The sequence below is a fragment of the Aeromicrobium phoceense genome, assembly GCF_013868155.1.
GTDB classification, from domain to species: domain Bacteria; phylum Actinomycetota; class Actinomycetes; order Propionibacteriales; family Nocardioidaceae; genus Aeromicrobium; species Aeromicrobium phoceense.
Map to the genome: position 1 here is coordinate 1,299,570 of NZ_JACEOG010000001.1, position 18,066 is coordinate 1,317,635.

18 protein-coding genes are annotated in these 18,066 nt (G+C 71.9%); 12 read left to right on the forward strand and 6 right to left on the reverse strand.

Going from position 1 to position 18,066, the window contains the following annotated elements; all coding sequences use genetic code 11:
- The first annotated feature begins 35 nt into the window (after window positions 1-35).
- Window positions 36-1,082: a tRNA (adenosine(37)-N6)-threonylcarbamoyltransferase complex transferase subunit TsaD gene (gene tsaD / locus H1W00_RS06245; protein WP_338072842.1), complete on the forward strand. Its 1,047-nt coding sequence runs from the start codon at window positions 36-38 to the stop codon at window positions 1,080-1,082.
- Window positions 1,083-1,169: 87 nt separating this feature from the next.
- Here tsaD and H1W00_RS06250 read toward each other — a convergent pair whose 3' ends face one another.
- The 4 genes from H1W00_RS06250 to H1W00_RS17015 form a co-directional block, all read right to left on the reverse strand.
- Window positions 1,170-2,024, reverse strand: coding sequence for a 5-oxoprolinase subunit C family protein (locus H1W00_RS06250; protein WP_181754632.1), 855 nt, complete (start codon window positions 2,022-2,024; stop codon window positions 1,170-1,172).
- Window positions 2,021-2,602 (reverse strand): 5-oxoprolinase subunit B family protein, encoded by a 582-nt coding sequence (locus tag H1W00_RS06255; protein ID WP_181754634.1) that lies wholly within the window; start codon window positions 2,600-2,602, stop codon window positions 2,021-2,023. The genes H1W00_RS06250 and H1W00_RS06255 overlap by 4 nt, the downstream gene beginning before the upstream one ends.
- A 1-nt stretch (window position 2,603) precedes the next feature.
- Window positions 2,604-3,323, reverse strand: a complete 720-nt coding sequence (locus H1W00_RS06260) for a LamB/YcsF family protein (RefSeq protein ID WP_181754635.1) — start codon at window positions 3,321-3,323, stop codon at window positions 2,604-2,606.
- Between the two features lie 86 nt (window positions 3,324-3,409).
- Window positions 3,410-4,570, reverse strand: coding sequence for a THUMP-like domain-containing protein (locus H1W00_RS17015; protein ID WP_181754636.1), 1,161 nt, complete (start codon window positions 4,568-4,570; stop codon window positions 3,410-3,412).
- Between the two features lie 147 nt (window positions 4,571-4,717).
- On the opposite strand from H1W00_RS17015, the gene groES reads away from it, so the two are divergent.
- From groES to H1W00_RS06280, 3 genes are all read left to right on the forward strand, one after another.
- Window positions 4,718-5,011 (forward strand): co-chaperone GroES, encoded by a 294-nt coding sequence (groES, locus tag H1W00_RS06270; RefSeq protein WP_078698994.1) that lies wholly within the window; start codon window positions 4,718-4,720, stop codon window positions 5,009-5,011.
- Window positions 5,012-5,041: 30 nt separating this feature from the next.
- Entirely contained in the window at window positions 5,042-6,643 is a 1,602-nt protein-coding gene (gene groL / locus H1W00_RS06275) for a chaperonin GroEL (RefSeq protein WP_181754637.1), read from the forward strand.
- 173 nt (window positions 6,644-6,816) lie between these two features.
- A complete protein-coding gene (locus tag H1W00_RS06280) occupies window positions 6,817-7,137 on the forward strand; it encodes a hypothetical protein (protein ID WP_181754638.1) in 321 nt (106 codons plus the stop codon).
- Here the strand turns inward: H1W00_RS06280 and H1W00_RS06285 are convergent.
- Window positions 7,115-7,408 (reverse strand): helix-turn-helix transcriptional regulator, encoded by a 294-nt coding sequence (locus H1W00_RS06285; RefSeq protein ID WP_206679976.1) that lies wholly within the window; start codon window positions 7,406-7,408, stop codon window positions 7,115-7,117. The genes H1W00_RS06280 and H1W00_RS06285 overlap by 23 nt on opposite strands.
- Window positions 7,409-7,589: 181 nt before the next feature.
- Between H1W00_RS06285 and H1W00_RS06290 the strand changes: the two genes are divergently transcribed.
- From H1W00_RS06290 to H1W00_RS06325, 8 genes are all read left to right on the forward strand, one after another.
- Entirely contained in the window at window positions 7,590-8,510 is a 921-nt protein-coding gene (locus tag H1W00_RS06290; protein ID WP_181754640.1) for an AurF N-oxygenase family protein, read from the forward strand.
- 38 nt (window positions 8,511-8,548) lie between these two features.
- Window positions 8,549-10,183 carry a 4Fe-4S binding protein gene (locus tag H1W00_RS06295; RefSeq protein WP_181754641.1) on the forward strand — a complete coding sequence of 545 codons (1,635 nt, stop codon included), beginning with the start codon at window positions 8,549-8,551 and terminating at the stop codon, window positions 10,181-10,183.
- A 59-nt stretch (window positions 10,184-10,242) separates the two neighbouring features.
- Entirely contained in the window at window positions 10,243-11,748 is a 1,506-nt protein-coding gene (gene guaB / locus H1W00_RS06300) for an IMP dehydrogenase (protein ID WP_181754643.1), read from the forward strand.
- Window positions 11,749-11,782: 34 nt separating this feature from the next.
- On the forward strand, window positions 11,783-12,880 hold the full coding sequence (locus H1W00_RS06305; protein WP_286929763.1) for a GuaB3 family IMP dehydrogenase-related protein: 1,098 nt from the start codon (window positions 11,783-11,785) through the stop codon (window positions 12,878-12,880).
- The gene (locus tag H1W00_RS06310) at window positions 12,877-13,647 is read left to right on the forward strand and encodes a nitrilase-related carbon-nitrogen hydrolase (RefSeq protein ID WP_181754647.1); all 771 of its coding nucleotides are present in this window, start codon (window positions 12,877-12,879) and stop codon (window positions 13,645-13,647) included. Before H1W00_RS06305 ends, H1W00_RS06310 begins: the two co-directional genes overlap by 4 nt.
- Window positions 13,644-14,111, forward strand: coding sequence for a GNAT family N-acetyltransferase (locus tag H1W00_RS06315; protein WP_181754649.1), 468 nt, complete (start codon window positions 13,644-13,646; stop codon window positions 14,109-14,111). Before H1W00_RS06310 ends, H1W00_RS06315 begins: the two co-directional genes overlap by 4 nt.
- 65 nt (window positions 14,112-14,176) lie before the next feature.
- Window positions 14,177-15,736, forward strand: a complete 1,560-nt coding sequence (locus tag H1W00_RS06320; protein ID WP_181754651.1) for a succinic semialdehyde dehydrogenase — start codon at window positions 14,177-14,179, stop codon at window positions 15,734-15,736.
- A 13-nt stretch (window positions 15,737-15,749) separates the two neighbouring features.
- On the forward strand, window positions 15,750-17,447 hold the full coding sequence (locus tag H1W00_RS06325) for a GMC family oxidoreductase (protein WP_181754653.1): 1,698 nt from the start codon (window positions 15,750-15,752) through the stop codon (window positions 17,445-17,447).
- Window positions 17,448-17,460: 13 nt separating this feature from the next.
- Here the strand turns inward: H1W00_RS06325 and H1W00_RS06330 are convergent, their stop codons facing one another.
- A complete protein-coding gene (locus tag H1W00_RS06330; RefSeq protein ID WP_181754655.1) occupies window positions 17,461-18,051 on the reverse strand; it encodes a 5-formyltetrahydrofolate cyclo-ligase in 591 nt (196 codons plus the stop codon).
- Window positions 18,052-18,066: the final 15 nt, after the last annotated feature.

Consider the following 18,066-nt stretch of genomic DNA (forward strand, 5'->3'; position numbering starts at 1 on the left):
GCACGGTGCTTCCTGCCCCACGGCACAATGGACCGGTGAGCGAACCGCTGGTGCTGGGGATCGAGTCCTCCTGCGACGAGACCGGTGTCGGCATCGTGCGAGGCACCACCCTGCTGGCGCACGCGGTCGCGTCCAGCGTCGAGGAGCACGTGCGCTTCGGCGGCGTCGTGCCCGAGGTCGCCAGCCGGGCGCACCTGGAGGCGATGGTTCCCACGCTCGAGCAGGCCTACGAGCAGGCCGGCGTCGACGTGCGTGACGTCGACGCGATCGCGGTGACGAGCGGTCCGGGCCTCACCGGCGCCCTGCTCGTCGGGGTCGCCGCGGCGAAGGCCCTCGCCCTGGCCCACGACAAGCCGCTCTACGGGGTCAACCACCTGGCGGCGCACGTCGCGGTCGACCAGCTGGAGCACGGCCGGTACACCGAGCCCTCGATCGCGCTGCTGGTCAGCGGCGGTCACACCGAGCTGCTGCTCGTCAACGACATCGCCACCGACATCACGCTGCTCGGCGGCACCATCGACGATGCCGCCGGCGAGGCGTTCGACAAGGTCGCCCGGCTGCTGGGCCTGCCGTACCCCGGCGGCCCGGAGATCGACAAGGTGGCGCGCGACGGCGACCCCACCGCGATCGCCTTCCCGCGCGGACTGACCACGGGGCGCGACCTCGAGCGGTACCGCTGGGACTTCTCCTTCTCCGGGCTCAAGAGCGCGGTGGCCCGCCACGTGCAGCACGAGCAGCGGATGCAGCGCCCGGTCGCCGTGGCCGACGTCGCGGCCTCGTTCCAGGACGCGGTCTGCGACGTGCTGAGCCGCAAGGCGATCAAGGCGTGCCTCGAGCACGACGTCCCCCGGCTGATCCTGGGCGGGGGCGTGGCCGCGAACGGCCGCCTGCGCCACTTCGTCCTCGAGCGCGCCGAGAAGGCCGGCGTCGAGGTCCGCATCCCGCAGATCTCGCTGTGCACCGACAACGGCGCGATGGTCGCGGCGCTCGGCGCCGAGGTCGTCCGCCGCGGCATCGCTCCGTCGTCGCTCGACCTCGCCGTCGACTCCAGCCTGCCCGTCACGCGCATCGTCGCCGCCTGACCCAGCCCCGCCCCCGACACTCGCGACCCCGGTTTGCGCCACTCGGCGTTGGTGGGTCGGAGGTGGGTCGGAGCGGGCGATCCCGCGTCAGGCGCGGTGGCGGCGGAACCGCAGCGTGTCGCCGGGCCGCAGCTGGGCGAGCACGTCGGTGTCGGCGTCGAGGACCACGGCGATCACGGGGTAGCCGCCGGTGACGGGATGGTCCGGACCCAGCACCACCGGACGACCCGAGGTCGTCACCTGGATGCTGCCGCGCACCACGGGCTCGCTCTCCAGCTCACCCTCGCGTGCCCGGTCGAGCGCGGGCCCCTCCAGCCTGACGCCGATGCGGTCCGAGACGGGGTCGACGCCCCAGCCGGTCGAGAGCAGCGTCGCGACGGCCGCCGGGGTGAACCAGTCGTCGCGCGGGCCCAGCACGACCCGGACCGCCACCTCGCCCGTGGGCAGCAGGGGCGGCAGTCCTTCGAGCGAGACCGGTCCGACGGGAGGACCCACCGCGAGCTCGTCGCCGGCCGCCAGGGCATCGGGGCCGAGGGAGGCGAGCGTGTCGCGGGAGCGGCTGCCCAGGACCGGGGGCACCGCGATCCCGCCCGCGACGGCGACCGTCCAGCGCAGCCCGGCGACCGGCGCCCCGAGTCGCAGCACGTCGCCACGCCGCAGCGCGAGCGGGCGGCCGGAGTCGACCGGCCGGCCGTCGACGGTCAGCGGCCCCGCCGCCCCCGTGACGGCCACGACGTGCGGCAGGGTCGCCACCAGCGCGAGACCGCCGCCGAGCGCCTCCACGACGGCCGCGTCGCCCGGATTGCCGACGAGGTGGTTCGCGGTGCGCAGGGCGCGGCGGTCGAACGCGCCCGACGGCCCTACGCCAAGATCGCCCAGCCCGGGACGCCCGAGGTCCTGCACCAGGCTCAGGGCGCCTGCCTCCAGCACGCGCAGGGTCATCGCGTCACCTCGACGAACCGGACGGTGTCACCCGGGTGCAGTAGTGCAGGGTCGTCGCGATCGAGGTCCCAGAGCGGCGCGTCGGTACGGCCGATGAGCCGCCAGCCGCCGGGGGAGGCGCGGGGGTAGACGCCGCTGAACCGGCCGGCGAGTCCGACCGAGCCCGGCTCCACGCGTGGCCGCGGACGGTCGAGCCGCGGGACCTCGAGGCGGGGATCGCCCCCGGACAGGTAGGCGAAGCCGGGCGCGAAGCCGGCGAACGCCACCGTCCACGGCGTCGCCCCGTGGAGGCGCACGACCTCGTCCGGGTCGAGTCCGCAGTGTCGCGCCACGGCCTCGAGGTCAGGTCCGTCGTACACGACCGGGATCTCCACCTCGGCCCCGGCGGTTGCGGCCAGGTCTGCAGGGGTGGTCGCGCCCACCAGCGAGCGCAGCTCCTCGGGCCGCCCGCGCAGCAGCACGGTGGTCGCACCGAGCGTCGCTCCGCGATCGCGCAGCGCGGCATGCCAGCGACGGGCCTCGTCGGCGTCCGCGCAGTCGAGCAGCACGGCGCGATCGCCGCAGGGCAGGATCCTCATCTCAGTGGAAGGGCTCGATCTCGACGCGGTGCTCCACGAGGACGCCGCGCACGTGGCGCAGCAGGCGCTCGGCGCCCGGGCTGTCGCCGTGCACGCACAGCGAGTCCACCGATCCCACCAGCTCGAGGGCCTGGGCGGCGGCCTCGGCCGGATCGGTCAGCACGGCACCCGGCTGGTCGCGGGGCACGAGGCCACCCTCGGAGGTGTACGCGCGGTCGGCGAAGCCCTCGAGCACGACACGGATCCCGGAGTCCTGCGCCATCTCGAGCGCGACCGACCCGGGCATGCCCACGAGGGGCAGCGGCGTCCCGTCGGCCAGCAGCGCCTCGACGACGGCCTCCGCCTGGTGGGGATCGTGGCCGATGCGGTGGTAGAGCGCACCGTGCGGCTTGAGGTAGGTGACCAGGCCGCCGACGCGGTCCGCGAGCTCGCGCAGGTGGTCGAGCTGGCGCCGGACCTCGTCCACGAGGTCACGGGGCGGCAGGTCCACGAACCGGCGGCCGAATCCCTCGCGGTCGCGGTAGCCCACCTGCGCCCCGATCGCGACGCCGTGCTCGACCGCGGCCTCGCACGTCGCGCGGATCAGGTCGTCGTCGCCGGCGTACGCGCCGCAGCAGACGTTCGCACTGGTCACGAGGGGGAGCAGGCGCTCGTCCTCGCCGGACGCCCACCGCTCGGGCGACTCGCCGAGATCGACGTTGAGGTCCACGCGGCCGGCCATGGACCGACGCTACCGCGCGCCAGGTCATCGCTGGCGGTGACGTTCCGGGGGTCCGCACCGGCGTGTCGACCCCGCGAACGTCACGCTCAGCGCTCCCGTTCCACCAGGAAGGCGCGCGCCTCGTCGGCCACGCGGGTCAGCACGACCGTCGCGGTGCGGGTCCCGGTGAGCTTGAGGCGAGCGACGAGCCGTTCGGGTACGACGTCGACGCCGCGCTTCTTGATCGTGAGGGTCCCGATGTCGCGCTCGCGCAGGGCGGCGCGGAGCTGCTTCTCCCGGAAGGGCAGCTCCTCGACCACCCGGAACGCCCGGCCGAGCGGCGTGGCCGCGGGGGAGTCCGTGGTGATCCAGGCGATGCGGGGGTCGAGGAGGTGGCCGCCGAGGTCCTCGGCGAGCTCGGCCACGAGGCCCGCCCGGATCACGGCGTCGTCCGGCTCGACGAGGTGCGACAGGGCGTCCCCGACGTGGGCCCGGGCGCCGCGACCCACGAGCGTGGCGCCGCGCGGCAGCACGGTGGCGCGACGGGCCGGGTCCTGGCCGAAACCGGCCCCCCAGAGGCTCGCCTCGACGAGGTCGCCGCCGTGCGAGACCCACTCGGCCTGCACGCCCGGCGGGACGGCGTCGTGGGCGATGCCCGGCATCACCTTGGCCACGGCGCGGCCCTCGAGCAGGCCTATGGCGAAGTCCCACGAGGGCACGAGCGCGTCGAGACGGAAGGTGCGGCCGGCGCCGTCGCGGCGCGCAGGGTCGACGAAGGCGACCTCGTCGGCGCCGATCGGAGTCGTCGTGGCGTCACCGACCTCGACCGTCCCGGCGAGGCCGAGGGCGGCGAGGTTGGCTCGCGCGATCGCGGCGCGCACGGGGTCGAGCTCGACGCCGCGCACCTCGAGGCCCGCCCGGGCGGCGGCGATCAGGTCGCCGCCGATGCCGCAGCCGAGGTCGACCAGGCGCGTGGCGCCGAGCGCTGCCAGCCGGCTCGCTCGGTGCGCCGCGACCGGGGCCCGCGTGGACTGCTCGAGGGCGTCGGGGGTGAAGTAGAGGAGCTCGGCGTCGGCCCCGAACTTCGTGACCGCGCGCCGCCGCAGGTGGTGCTGGGTGACCGCCGCCGCGACGAGCTCGGCGGGGTGGTCGCGTCGCAGTCGCGTGCCCAGTGCGAGGTCGGACTCGCTCCCCGCGCCGCGGGCCACCTCGGCCAGCAGAGCCTGCCCCGCGGGGGCCGTGAGCTCGGCGAAGGTGTGCGCATCCACGCGCCAGAGTCTGCCACCGGGCGCCGTCCCGCCCTCCGCTCTGGCACTCCGTTTGGTCGAGTGCCAGCCGGTGCTAGGCTGACTTCTGGCACTCCCACCGAGTGAGTGCCAACCGAACGTTACTCATCCGAAAGGGGAGGTCGACCAGTGTCGGTCACCATCAAGCCGCTCGAAGATCGCATCGTCATCAAGGCCGGAGAGGCCGAGCAGACCACCGCGTCGGGTCTCGTCATCCCCGACACCGCCAAGGAGAAGCCGCAGGAGGGCGAGGTCGTGGCCGTCGGCCCCGGTCGCGTCAGCGACAGCGGCGAGCGCATCCCCGTCGACGTGGCCGTCGGCGACAAGGTGCTCTTCAGCAAGTACGGCGGCACCGAGGTCAAGCACGGCGGCGAGGAGTTCCTCATCCTCAACGCCCGCGACGTCCTCGCCGTCATCGCCTGAGTCCACCCAGCCAACCGTTAGGGAGCACTCGTGCCCAAGATTCTGGAATTCGACGAGGACGCACGCCGCGCCCTCGAACGCGGTGTCGACAAGCTCGCCGACACCGTCAAGGTCACCCTCGGCCCCAAGGGCCGTTACGTCGTCCTGGACAAGAAGTGGGGCGCCCCCACCATCACGAACGACGGCGTGTCCGTCGCGCGTGAGATCGAGCTGGACGACCCGTTCGAGAACCTCGGCGCCCAGCTGGCCAAGGAAGTCGCCACCAAGACGAACGACGTCGCCGGTGACGGCACGACGACCGCCACGGTGCTGGCCCAGGCCATGGTCCACGAGGGCCTGCGCGCGGTCGCGGCCGGCGCCAACCCGGTCGGCCTGAAGAAGGGCATCGAGGCTGCCGTCGAGGCGGTCACGAACGAGCTGCACTCGCGCGCCCGCGCCGTCGACTCGGTCAAGGACATGTCGGCCGTCGCCACGGTCTCCAGCCGTGACTCGGTCATCGGCGAGCTCATCGCCGAGGCGTTCGACAAGGTCGGCAAGGACGGTGTCATCACGGTCGAGGAGTCCAACACCATGGGCACCGACCTCGAGTTCACCGAGGGCATGCAGTTCGACAAGGGCTACCTGTCGCCGTACATGGTCACCGACACCGAGCGCATGGAGGCCGTCCTCGACGATCCCTACATCCTCGTCAACCAGGGCAAGATCTCGGCCGTGTCCGACCTCCTGCCGCTGCTGGAGAAGGTCGTCCAGTCGGGCAAGAGCCTGTTCATCATCGCCGAGGACATCGAGGGCGAGGCCCTGTCCACGATCGTGGTGAACAAGATCCGCGGCACGTTCACGTCCGTCGCGGTCAAGGCGCCGGCCTTCGGCGATCGCCGCAAGGCGATGCTGCAGGACATCGCGACCCTCACGGGCGCGACGGTCGTCACCCCCGACGTCGGCCTCAAGCTGGACCAGGTCGGCCTCGAGGTGCTCGGCACCGCGCGTCGCGTCGTCATCACGAAGGACGACACGACGATCATCGACGGTGGCGGCGACCAGGCCGAGGTCGAGGGCCGCGTGGCCCAGATCAAGGCCGAGTTCGAGCAGACCGACTCCGAGTGGGACCGCGAGAAGCTGCAGGAGCGGCTGGCCAAGCTGGCCGGTGGCGTCTGCGTCATCCGCGTCGGCGCGGCCACCGAGGTCGAGCTCAAGGAGAAGAAGCACCGCATCGAGGACGCCGTCTCGGCGACCCGCGCGGCCATCGAGGAGGGCATCGTCCCCGGCGGTGGCTCGGCGCTGGTCCACGCGGTCGGCGTGCTGGACCAGGACCTGAACCTGTCCGGCGACGAGGCCCTCGGCGTGCGCATCGTCCGCAAGGGCGCCGACGCCCCGCTGGAGTGGATCGCCCGCAACGGCGGCGTCTCCGGCGAGGTCGTGGTGGCCAAGGTCCGCGAGTCCGGTGAGGGCTACAACGCGGCCTCGAACGAGTACGGCGACCTGCTCGCGCAGGGCATCCTCGACCCGGTCAAGGTCACGCGTTCGGCGCTCGCCAACGCCGCCTCGATCGCGGCCATGCTGCTCACCACCGAGACCCTCGTGGTGGACAAGCCGGCCGACGAGGCCGACGATCACGCTGGTCACAACCACTGATCGGTCCCTGCTGACGATCTCGTCACGCACGAAGGCCCCGGGCACCCGCCCGGGGCCTTCGTCGTGTCCGGCGACGCCGCGACGCGCGGGTGAGACACGGGGACGACAAGGCGCGCCGGGCCCAATAACCTAGGGGTCGACCCGGTGTCCGCACCCGTTGATAGGACTGCCCCATGACGACGCCATCGACCACCTGCCCGTGGTGGTGCACCGACCACCGCTCCGGCGAGACGGCTGAGGACGAACAGCACGCACGCGTGTTCCCGGTGCCCGGGGGAGCCTGGGTGGCGATCCTGCACGGGACCCTGCCCGGCGACCGGATCGAGCTGGCCTACGGCGCCGAGGCCTACGCCGCGTCCGCGGGCGAGGGCCGGGCCTTCGCGGCGGCCCTGCACCACGCGGCCGACGTGTTCGACCGGATCGTCGCCGACGTCGAACGGGCCGCCGGGCTGGCCGGCGACCGCAGGAGGGTCAGCGCCCGGCGGAGTCCATGAACTCGCGGACCTCGACCAGCAGGTCGCCCAGCGACAGCCCAAAGGCCGCCTCGAGGGCCAGCAGGGTGTCCAGGCTCGGGTTGGCCGACGACCGTCCGGTGGCGTTGTTGTTGCGGTTGTTCTCCAGGTTCTGCACCTGGTTGCGGCTCAGGCCCGCGCGGTGCGCGAGGTCCTCCTGCGTCATGCCCGCGCCCTCGCGCCGTTGGCGCAACCAGGAGGCGAAGGCGCTGGCGACCTCGGCGGTGTGGGCCGTCGGTGTGCGTTTGGGCATGCACAACAGCATGGGCCCAATGGGCAGGCGGTGCAGCCCAATACGGTGGTGCCGCCAGGCGCGCGCGAGCCACCGTGGGCGGTTTTGGCGCACTCGCGAACCGCGGCCGAAAAACATCGTGACGCGACTCACAACCTATGTTACATTCACAATGTCACATACCGCTGACCGAGGAGATCGCATGACCGTCACCGACGATCGCGCCGCCGTCGAGTTCCGCCAGTCCATCGACATGGACACCGAGCTGGAGCGACTGCTGGAGTCCGCCGCCGTCCTGTCGTACGACCCCGACCAGGAGATCGACTGGGCCAAGCCCCTCGACCCCACCAAGTACGGCCTCAACCCCGAGTGGTCCACGCTCTACGGCACGCCGCTGTGGGACTCCATGACCGAGCAGCAGCGGATCGACCTCACGCGCCACGAGGTCGGCTCCATCATGAGCACGGGCATCTGGTTCGAGACGATGCTGCAGTCGATGGTGCTGCGCTCGCAGTACTCCGCCGACTACGGCGACCCGGAGTTCCGCTTCGCCCTCACCGAGATCGCCGACGAGTGCCGGCACTCGCTCATGTTCAGCAAGACGTGCAGCAAGATGGGCGTCCCGCACTACCGCCCGCGCCGGCTCTTCCACGAGCTCGCCCGCGTCTTCCGCAGTACCGCCAACGGCGAGCAGTCCTACGCGTCGATCCTCGTCGCCGAAGAGGTCCTCGACGTCATGCAGCGCGACTGGATGCGCGGCGAGAACGTGCTCGAGGAGGTGCGCACCACGAGCAAGATCCACGTGGTCGAGGAGGCGCGCCACATGAAGTTCGCGCGCATGGAGGTCAAGGAGTACCTCGAGGGGGTCTCCAAGCCTCGGCGTCACCTCGCGGCCTTCGTCATCTCGGTCGTCGCGGCGATCATCGTGGACTCCCTGGTCAACGACGACGTCTATGCCAACGTGGGTCTGGACCCCGAGGTGGCCAAGGCGGCCGTGAAGGCCAACACCCACCACCAGAACCTCATGCGGATGAGCTGCGTGCACCTCATGGACTTCCTGTCCGAGGTCGGCCTGCTCACCCCGGCCGCGATGCGGATGTACCGCACCGTCCACATGCTCTGACCCGGCCCGGCCGACCCTCGAACCCGAAAGCACCCGCCGTGGCCTACGCGATCACCCAGTCCTGCTGCAAGGACGCCTCGTGCGTCTCGGTCTGCCCCGTGGACTGCATCCACCCCACTCCCGACGAGCCCGACTTCGGCACCACCGACATCCTCTACGTCGACCCGAAGGCCTGCATCGACTGCGGGGCCTGCGCCGACGCGTGCCCCGTGGCGGCGCCCAAGGCGATCGACCTGCTGCGCGGTGCCGAGGCGGTGTTCGCCGACCTCAACGCCGAGTTCTTCGAGCGGCGCCCGCCGCGGGAGAAGCCCAAGACCCACACGTGGGACGAGATGGGCGGCGACCTCGAGCGCTCGCTGTCGATCGCGATCGTGGGCACCGGCCCGGCGGCCGCGTACACGGCGCGACAGCTGCTCCTGTCCACCGATGCGAAGATCACGATGATCGACAAGCTGCCCGTGCCGGGCGGCCTGGTGCGCGGCGGGGTGGCGCCCGACCACACGGACACGAAGAAGTTCGCCGACCTCTTCCACTGGGCCTACCGCCACCCCCGCACGAAGATGGTGATGAACGTCGAGGTGGGCCGAGACATCTCCCACGCGGAGGTGCTGCAGCACCACGACGTCGTGATCTACGGCGTCGGCGCCCGCCGCGACCGCGAGCTGGGGGTGCCGGGGGAGGACCTGCCCGGCGTGTACCCGGCGCCCGAGGTGGTCGGCTGGTACAACGGCGCGCTCGACGTGGCTCCCGACGGCGTCGTGCTGTCCGGCGACCGCGTGGTCGTGGTGGGCAACGGCAACGTGGCCCTCGACCTCGCCCGCCTGCTGCTGCACGACCCCGAGGTGCTGGCCCGCACCGACATGCCCGATCACGCCGTCGCCGCCTTCCGCGGTCTCGACGTACGCGAGGTCGTCCTGCTCGGTCGCCGGGGTCCCTCGGCCGCGGCGTTCACCCGTCCCGAGCTGCTGATGATGCCCCCGGGCATCGACGTGGTCGTGGCACGTGACGAGTTCACCGAGGCCGAGCTGGCCGAGCCCGAGCCCGAGTCGAACGCCGCCGTGCTGGCGGCACTGCCGCTGGTCGACGTCGACCTCACCGCACCGCCCGGCGACCGCCGCCGGCTGGTGTTCTCCTTCGGCCGTCAGGTCGTCTCGGTGGAGGGCGACGAGCGGGTCGAGGCCGTGCAGGTGGCCCCGTCCGGAGTGCCCGAGCAGGCCGAGAAGGTCCCGTGCGGCACCCTGATCCGTGCCACGGGTCACCGCGGCACTCCCGTCGCCGGCCTGCCCTTCGACGAGGCCACCGCCACCGTGCCCAACGAGCACGGTCGCGTGGTCGACCCGGCCACGGGCGAGGCGGTCCCCGGCACCTACGTCGTCGGCTGGATCAAGCGCGGCGCCACCGGAGGCATCGGCACCAACCGCACGTGCGCCCACGAGACGATCGCCACGATGGTTGCCGACGCGAACGCCGGACTCATCGCGCCGGCACCGAAGCGCAGGCTCACGTTCGGGCCGTTCGTGCGCACCCGGGTCGACCGCGTCGTCGGCCGCCGCCGGATGCTCGCGATCGAGAAGGCCGAGGAGACGCGGGGACACCGGGAGGGTCGCCCGCGCGTGAAGTTCGAGTCGGTCGACGAGATGCTCCGGGTCAGTCCCGCCACGAGCCTGCACTGACGGCTCAGATCACATCCCGCGCGTGTGGGAGCGCGGTCGCGCGCGGGTAGACTCGGCCCATGGTGGGCATCCCCGACAAGTTCTCCTCCCTCGGCCTCACGTACGACGACGTCCTGCTGCTTCCCGGCGAGACCGACGTCATCCCCAGTGAGGTCGACACCACGACCCGGCTGACGCGCGAGATCTCGCTGCGGATCCCGCTGCTGTCCAGCGCGATGGACACCGTCACCGAGTCGCGCATGGCCATCGCGATGGCGCGCGAGGGTGGCATCGGCATCCTGCACCGCAACCTCTCGATCGACGACCAGGCCTACCAGGTCGACCTCGTGAAGCGCACGCAGACGGGCATGATCCCCAACCCCGTCACGATCGGCCCGAAGGCCACGCTCGAGGAACTCGACGAGCGCTGCGGCGAGTACCGCGTCTCCGGCCTCCCGGTCGTCGACGAGGACAACACGCTGCTGGGCATCGTCACCAACCGCGACCTGCGCTTCACGCCCGTCGCCGAGTGGGCCACCACGCTCGTCCACGACGTCATGACCCACATGCCGCTCATCACCGGCCCGGTCGGCATCAGCCGCGAGGACGCCTCCGCCCTGCTGCGCCAGCACAAGCGCGAGCGCCTGCCGATCGTCGACGACCAGGGCAAGCTCGCCGGCCTCATCACCGTCAAGGACTTCGTGAAGTCCGAGCAGTTCCCGATGGCCAGCAAGGACGCCGAGGGCCGCCTGCTCGTCGGTGCGGCCGTCGGCTTCTTTGGCGACTCCTACGAGCGCGCCACCCGACTCATGGAGGCCGGTGTCGACGTCCTCGTGGTCGACACGGCCCACGGTCACGCCCGCGCCCTGCTCGACATGGTGCGCAAGCTCAAGGCCGACTCCGCGTTCGACGGCGTGCAGATCATCGGTGGCAACGTGGCCACGCGTGAGGGCGCCCAGGCGCTGGTCGACGCGGGCGTCGACGCGGTGAAGGTCGGCGTCGGGCCGGGCTCCATCTGCACCACGCGCGTCGTCGCGGGTGTCGGCGTGCCCCAGATCTCCGCGGTCTACGAGGCATCGCTGGCGGCCGAGCCCGCGGGCATCCCCGTGATCGCCGACGGTGGCCTGCAGTACTCCGGCGACATCGCCAAGGCGCTCGTCGCCGGCGCCGAGAGCGTCATGGTGGGCTCGCTGCTGGCCGGCTGCGAGGAGAGCCCCGGCGAGCTGATCTTCGTCGCGGGCAAGCAGTACAAGACCTACCGCGGCATGGGCTCGGTGGGCGCGATGGCCTCCCGCGGCAAGAAGTCCTACTCCAAGGACCGCTACTTCCAGGCCGACGTCACGAACGACGAGAAGATCGTCCCCGAGGGCATCGAGGGCAGGGTCGCCTACCGGGGTCCGCTCTCCTCGGTCGCGCACCAGCTGGTCGGCGGCCTGCACCAGTCGATGTTCTACGTGGGCTCGCGGTCGATCCCCGAGCTGCGTGAGCGCGGACGCTTCGTGCGCATCACGTCGGCGGGGCTCAAGGAGAGCCACCCGCACGACATCCAGATGACCGTCGAGGCGCCGAACTACACGATCCTCTGACGCGATCGGCGCCCGATAGGCTGGGCGGGTGAGCATCGACATCGGACTGGCCAAGCGAGGCCGGCAGGGTTACCACTTCGACGACATCGCCATCGTGCCCAGCCGTCGCACGCGCGACCCGCAGGAGGTGTCGACGCACTGGCAGATCGACGCCTACCGCTTCGACCTGCCGGTGATCGCCGCGCCGATGGACTCGGTGATGAGCCCCGAGACCGCGATCGCGCTCGGCAAGTTCGGCGGCCTCGGCGTGCTCAACCTCGAGGGCCTGTGGACCCGGTACGAGGATCCCCGGCCGCAGCTGGAGGAGATCGCCCGGATCGAGCCCGCGCAGGTCACCCGGCGCCTGCAGCAGATCTACAGCGAGCCGATCAAGGCCGAGCTGATCACCGCCCGCCTGCAGGAGATCCGCGACGCCGGCGTCACGGTCGCCGGCTCCCTGTCGCCGGGCCACACCAAGCAGTTCGCCGACGCGGTCGTGAAGGCCGGCGTCGACCTGTTCGTCATCCGCGGCACGACGGTCTCGGCCGAGCACGTCTCGGGCAACGCCGAGCCGCTGAACCTCAAGGAGTTCATCTACGAGCTCGACGTGCCGGTGATCGTGGGCGGCTGCGCCACGCACCAGGCCGCGCTGCACCTGATGCGCACGGGCGCCGCGGGCGTGCTGGTCGGCTTCGGCGGCGGCGCCACCCACACCACGCGCAGCGTGCTGGGCGTCGCGGTGCCGATGGCCTCCGCCGTCTCCGACGTCGCCGCGGCACGCCGCGACTACCTCGACGAGTCCGGCGGTCGCTACGTGCACGTCATCGCCGACGGCTCGATCGGCCGCAGCGGTGACCTCGCCAAGGCGTTCGCCTGCGGTGCCGACGCCGTCATGATCGGCTCGCCGTTCGCGCGCGCCACCGATGCGCCGGGCCAGGGCTTCCACTGGGGTGCCGAGGCCTGGCACGACGACCTGCCGCGCGGCGAGCGCGTGGAGATCGGCACGGTCGGCTCGCTCGAGCAGGTGCTGTTCGGCCCGTCGCACGTGCCCGACGGCACGATGAACCTCGTCGGGGCGCTGCGCCGCGCGATGGCCACCACCGGCTACACCGACCTCAAGGAGTTCCAGCGCATCGAGGTCGTCCTCGGGTGACGCTGCGCGTCGCAGCCGGCCAGTACACCTCGGCCGGCGACGTCGAGGCCGACATCGCCACGGTGGTCCGGGCGATCGAAACGGCGCGCGCCGACCTGCTGGTGATGCCCGAGCTCTTCCTGGGCGGCTACCGGATGCCCCCGATCGTGGTGGGGGAGAACGACCCGCGGCTCCAGCCGATCGCCGACGCGGCCGCGGCGGCCGGCACGGTGGCGCTCGTCGGCGCCTGCCTCGACGGCCCCGACGGCTTCACGATCTCCACGCTGGCGTTCGGCCTGGGCGACGACCCGGCGGGCCGGCGGATCTACGACAAGCAGAACCCCTGCGGTGACGAGGGCGACCACGTCGTGGCCGGCGCCCACAGCGTCGTCGTCGACGTGAAGGGCTGGGCCGTGGGCCTCTCGATCTGCTACGACGGCTGCTTCCCCGAGCACGCCCGCGCCGTGGCGCTCGCCGGCGCCGAGGTCTACGCAGCCTCGGTGGCCTACTTCGCCGGCAGTGCCCATCGCCGCGAGGTCTACTACCGGGCCCGTGCGGTCGAGAACGGGATGTTCGTGGTGGTCAGCGGACTCAGCGGCTCGGTGGCCGGTGCGGAGTTCGACGGCGGCAGCGCCGTGTACGACCCCGAGGGACGCGTCCTCGCCGAGGTCAGTGAGGTCGAGGGGCTCGCCGTGGCCACACTCGACCGGCCGCTGCTGAAGGCGACCCGCGCCACCCACACGATGCTGGCCGACGTCCGCGACCCCGGTCCGGTGGTCCGGCGGTGACTGCGGAGATCGTCGAGGTCGACTTCCTCGACCCGCGGGCCGCTGCGCTGCGCAGCCGCATGGCGACGGAGATGGCCGAGCTCTACGGCGAAACCCGCCACGGCACGGGCGCCGAGGGGATCGACCCCGACTCGGTGCTGGCCTGCCTGCTCGTCCTCGACGGCGACGAGCCCGTGGGCACCGTGAGCCTGCGCCGGCTGCGCGACCTCGTCGAGATCAAGCGGATGTACCTCCTGCCGTCCACCCGCGGCACGGGCATCGCGGCGCGCCTGCTGGCCGCGATCGAGGCGCGCGCCGCCGAGATCACCGACCGTGTCGTGCTGCACACGGGGGAGCGACAGCGCGCCGCGATCGCCCTCTACGCGCGGTCGGGCTACGAGCCCATCGAGGTCTACCCGCCGTACGACCAGGTGCCGGAGTCGGTGTGCTTCGCCAAGCGCCTCGGCGGCACCGGCGTGGTGTAACCGTCGTTGACATGATGTGACAGACGCGGTGTCACATCAGGCCGTTCCGGGGTATCGTCCTCTTCATGCCTGATGTCGCCCAGATCACAGTCGCGCCCGCGCGCATCGCCGAGCTCACCGCCCTGATCCGGGCCACGGGCACGGAGACCCGCACGACCGTCTCGCCGCTGGACGGCGCCGACGTCGCCACCGTCCCGGTCTCCACCGACCAGGACGTGCTCGACGCCTTCGCCGCGGCCCGCGTGGCCCAGCTCGACTGGGCGCGCACGCCGCTGCGCCGCCGCAAGAAGGCGCTGCTGCGCCTCCACGACCTCGTGCTGAAGCACCAGGGCGAGCTGCTCGACCTGATCCAGCTGGAGTCGGGCAAGGCCCGCTCCCACGCGTTCGACGAGGTGCTGCACACGGCCCTGACCGGCCGCTACTACGGGCGCAGGCTGTCGCGGATCCTCGGCCCGCACCGGCGCAACGGGGTCTACCCGGTCATCACGGGTGTCCGCGAGCACCATCAGCCGAAGGGCGTCGTCGGGCTGATCACGCCGTGGAACTACCCGCTCTCGATGGCGCTCGTCGACGGCCTCGCCGCGGTCGCCGCGGGCAACGCGGTGGTGCACAAGCCCGACAGCCAGTCGCCCCTCACGGCCCTGGCGATCATCGAGCTCATGCACCGCGCCGGCTTCCCCAAGGACCTCTGGCAGGTCGTCAGCGGGGCCGGCTCGGTCATCGGCTCGGTGATCATCGACCACGCCGACTACATCTGCTTCACGGGCTCCACGGCCACCGGCAAGCGGATCGCCGCGCAGTGCTCGCAGCGCCTCATCGGCTGCTCGCTCGAGCTGGGCGGAAAGAACCCGATGATCGTCCTGCCCGGCGCCGACGTCGAGAAGGCCGTCGAGGGCACGGTGACCGCGGCGTTCAGCTCGGCGGGTCAGCTGTGCGTCTCCATCGAGCGCGTCTACGTGCACGACTCGATCTACGACCGCTACCGCGACGGGCTGGCCGAGCGCCTCTCCCACCTGGCCTCCGGCGCGAACGCCGACTGGGAGGTCGAGATGGGCACCCTCGTCTCGCCGTCGCAGCTGGCCACCACGCAGAAGCACGTCGCCGACGCGCTCGACCACGGGGCGATCCTCGTCTCGGGCGGTCACGCCCGCCCTGACATCGCGCCGTGGTTCCACGAGCCCACCGTGCTGGAGGACGTGCCCGAGTCGGCGCTGTGCTTCGCCGAGGAGACCTTCGGCCCGCTCGTCTCGCTCCACCGGTACCGCAGCATCGGCGAGGCCGTGCAGGCGGCGAACGACACCCCCTACGGACTGAACGCCAGCGTCTGGGGTCCGGCGCGCCGGGCCCGCAAGGTCGCCACCCGGATCAAGGCCGGCACGGTCAACGTCAACGAGGGCTTCGCCGCCACCTTCGGCAGCATCGGGGCGCCCATGGGCGGGATGAAGGAGTCGGGCACCGGCCGCCGCCAGGGCGCCGAGGGCCTGCTGCGCTTCACCGAGACCCAGTCGATCGGCGTCCAGCGGGGGATCCCCGTGGGGGGCCCGTCGTTCCTGTCCAAGCGCACCTTCGGTGCCCTCCTGACCATGGGCCTCATCGGCCTGCGTCGCTTCACCCGCCGGGCCTGAGAGGAAGACGAGCATGAGTGAGTTCGACTACGACGTCGTCATCGTGGGATCGGGGTTCGGCGGCAGCGTCTCGGCGCTGCGGCTGACCGAGAAGGGCTACAAGGTCCTCGTCGTGGAGGCGGGCCGACGCTTCGCCGACCACGAGTTCGCCAAGAACTCCTGGCACCTGCGCGAGTACCTGTGGGCGCCGAAGCTGGGGTGCTACGGCATCCAGCGGATCAACCTGCTGCGCAACTCCCTCGTGCTGGCCGGCGCGGGCGTCGGCGGCGGGTCGCTGGTCTACGCCAACACCCTCTACGAGCCGCTCGACCCGTTCTACAAGGATCCGGCCTGGAGCCACATCACCGACTGGAAGAGCGAGCTCGCGCCCTACTACGACCAGGCGAAGCGCATGCTCGGCGTCAACCCGGTCACGCAGATGAGCCCGGCCGACACGGTCGTGAAGAACACCGCGGAGCGCCTGGGCTACGGAGACAGCTTCCACTTCGCGCCCGTCGGCGTGCTGTTCGGTGACGACGAGGGACGCGACGTGGGCGACCCCTACTTCGGCGGCGTCGGTCCGGCCCGCCGCACCTGCATCAACTGCGGTGAGTGCATGTCGGGCTGCCGCCACAACGCGAAGAACACCCTCGTGAAGAACTACCTGTACCTCGCCGAGCAGGCCGGAGCCGAGGTCCGCGACCTCACCACCGTGGTCGACGTCCGCCCGGCGGGTGGCGGCTACGAGGTGCACACGCGCTCGACGAGGAAGTGGCGCGGCAAGCAGCCGGTCATCCGCGCCGAGCAGGTCATCTTCGCCGCCGCCTCGCTGGGCACCCAGCGGCTGCTGCACCAGCTGCGCGACTCGGGCAGCCTGCCGAACATCTCCGACCGGCTCGGGCTGCTCACCCGCACCAATTCCGAGGCCCTCATGGGGTCGGTGGCGATGCACCGCGACGTCGACTACACCCGTGGCGTCGCGATCACGTCCTCCATCCACCCGAACGACACGACCCACATCGAGCCCGTCCGCTACGGCAAGGGCTCCAACGTGATGATGTTCGTGCAGATGGTGCTGTCCACCGACGGCAGCGGGAACGGCAAGCCGAGCGTGTTCACGGTGCTCAAGAACATCGTCAAGATCGCGCCGCGGCTGCCCAAGCTCTACGACGCGTTCCACTGGTCCGAGCGCACCGTGATCGCCCTGGTGATGCAGGCCCGCGACAACTCGATCACCACCTACACGAAGCGCCGGCTGTTCGGTGGTCGCAAGATGACCACGAAGCAGGGGTCGGGGGAGCCGAACCCCACCTACATCCCGGAGGCGCACCGCGCGGTGTCGGAGATGGCCGACTACATGGACGGCGTCGCCGGCGGCATCGTCACCGAGCCCATCGGCATCCCGATGACGGCGCACTTCCTGGGCGGCTGCGCGATCGGAGACTCGCCCGAGACCGGCGTGATCGACCCGTACCAGCGCCTCTACGGCCACGAGGGACTCCACGTCATCGACGGCTCGGCGATCAGCGCGAACCTGGGCGTGAACCCGTCGCTCACGATCACCGCGCAGGCCGAGCGGGCGGTGGCGCTGTGGCCCAACCGCGGCGAGCGCGACGAGCGGCCCCCGCTCGGCCGCGCCTACCGCCGCCTCGAGCCGGTGATGCCGAAGAACCCGGTCGTCCCCGAGTCCGCGCCGGCCGCCTACCGACTGCCGATCGTCCAGGTGTCCTGAGGCGCGCCGACCGCTACGGCTTTTGCTCCCGTTCGGGACGGAACGTGCCCGAGGGCGTGAGGACGAGGTCCACGGGCTGGTCGTGCGGCTCGCGGGGCACGTGCGGCAGCAGCTCGTCCTCGAACACGACGGCGCAGGTGACGCCGGTGAAGTCCGCCAGCGCGCGGTCGTAGTACCCCGCGCCCCGGCCGAGCCGGTTCCCGGCGTGGTCCGCGGCCAGTCCCGGCACCAGGGCCACGTCGCACGTGGCGAGGGCCTCGGGGCCCAGCGTGGGGCCCGTGGGCGCGGGCACGCCCAGCGCGCCGGCGACCACCGCCCCCGGCTCGTACGCCGCCCAGTCCAGCGTGCGGTCGGGCCGGCTCACGGGCACCAGCACCTCGACGCCCCGTCCCACCAGCATCTCGAGCAACGGGGCGGTGCCGGGCTCGCTCGGCAGCGACAGGTAGGCCGCGACGCGACGCGCCCGCACCAGCGCGGGGAGCGCGGCGGCATGCAGCGCGATCGCCTCGGCCGCGAGGACCCGATCCCCGGCCGACCTGGCCCGTCGACGTGAGGCGACCGCTTCGCGCAGGTTGGACTTCTCACCCGTCACGGAAGTCGACATGGCGCTAGCCTAGGG

Coding starts and splice junctions, on each gene's coding strand:
- H1W00_RS06330 (WP_181754655.1), bottom strand. CDS start 18,051: ATGTCGACTTCCGTGACGGGTGAGAAGTCCAACCTGCGCGAAGCGGTC.
- H1W00_RS06325 (WP_181754653.1), top strand. CDS start 15,750: ATGAGTGAGTTCGACTACGACGTCGTCATCGTGGGATCGGGGTTCGGC.
- H1W00_RS06320 (WP_181754651.1), top strand. CDS start 14,177: ATGCCTGATGTCGCCCAGATCACAGTCGCGCCCGCGCGCATCGCCGAG.
- H1W00_RS06260 (WP_181754635.1), bottom strand. CDS start 3,323: ATGGCCGGCCGCGTGGACCTCAACGTCGATCTCGGCGAGTCGCCCGAG.
- H1W00_RS06250 (WP_181754632.1), bottom strand. CDS start 2,024: ATGACCCTGCGCGTGCTGGAGGCAGGCGCCCTGAGCCTGGTGCAGGAC.
- H1W00_RS06280 (WP_181754638.1), top strand. CDS start 6,817: ATGACGACGCCATCGACCACCTGCCCGTGGTGGTGCACCGACCACCGC.
- guaB (WP_181754643.1), top strand. CDS start 10,243: ATGGTGGGCATCCCCGACAAGTTCTCCTCCCTCGGCCTCACGTACGAC.
- H1W00_RS06255 (WP_181754634.1), bottom strand. CDS start 2,602: ATGAGGATCCTGCCCTGCGGCGATCGCGCCGTGCTGCTCGACTGCGCG.
- H1W00_RS06285 (WP_206679976.1), bottom strand. CDS start 7,408: ATGCCCAAACGCACACCGACGGCCCACACCGCCGAGGTCGCCAGCGCC.
- H1W00_RS06290 (WP_181754640.1), top strand. CDS start 7,590: ATGACCGTCACCGACGATCGCGCCGCCGTCGAGTTCCGCCAGTCCATC.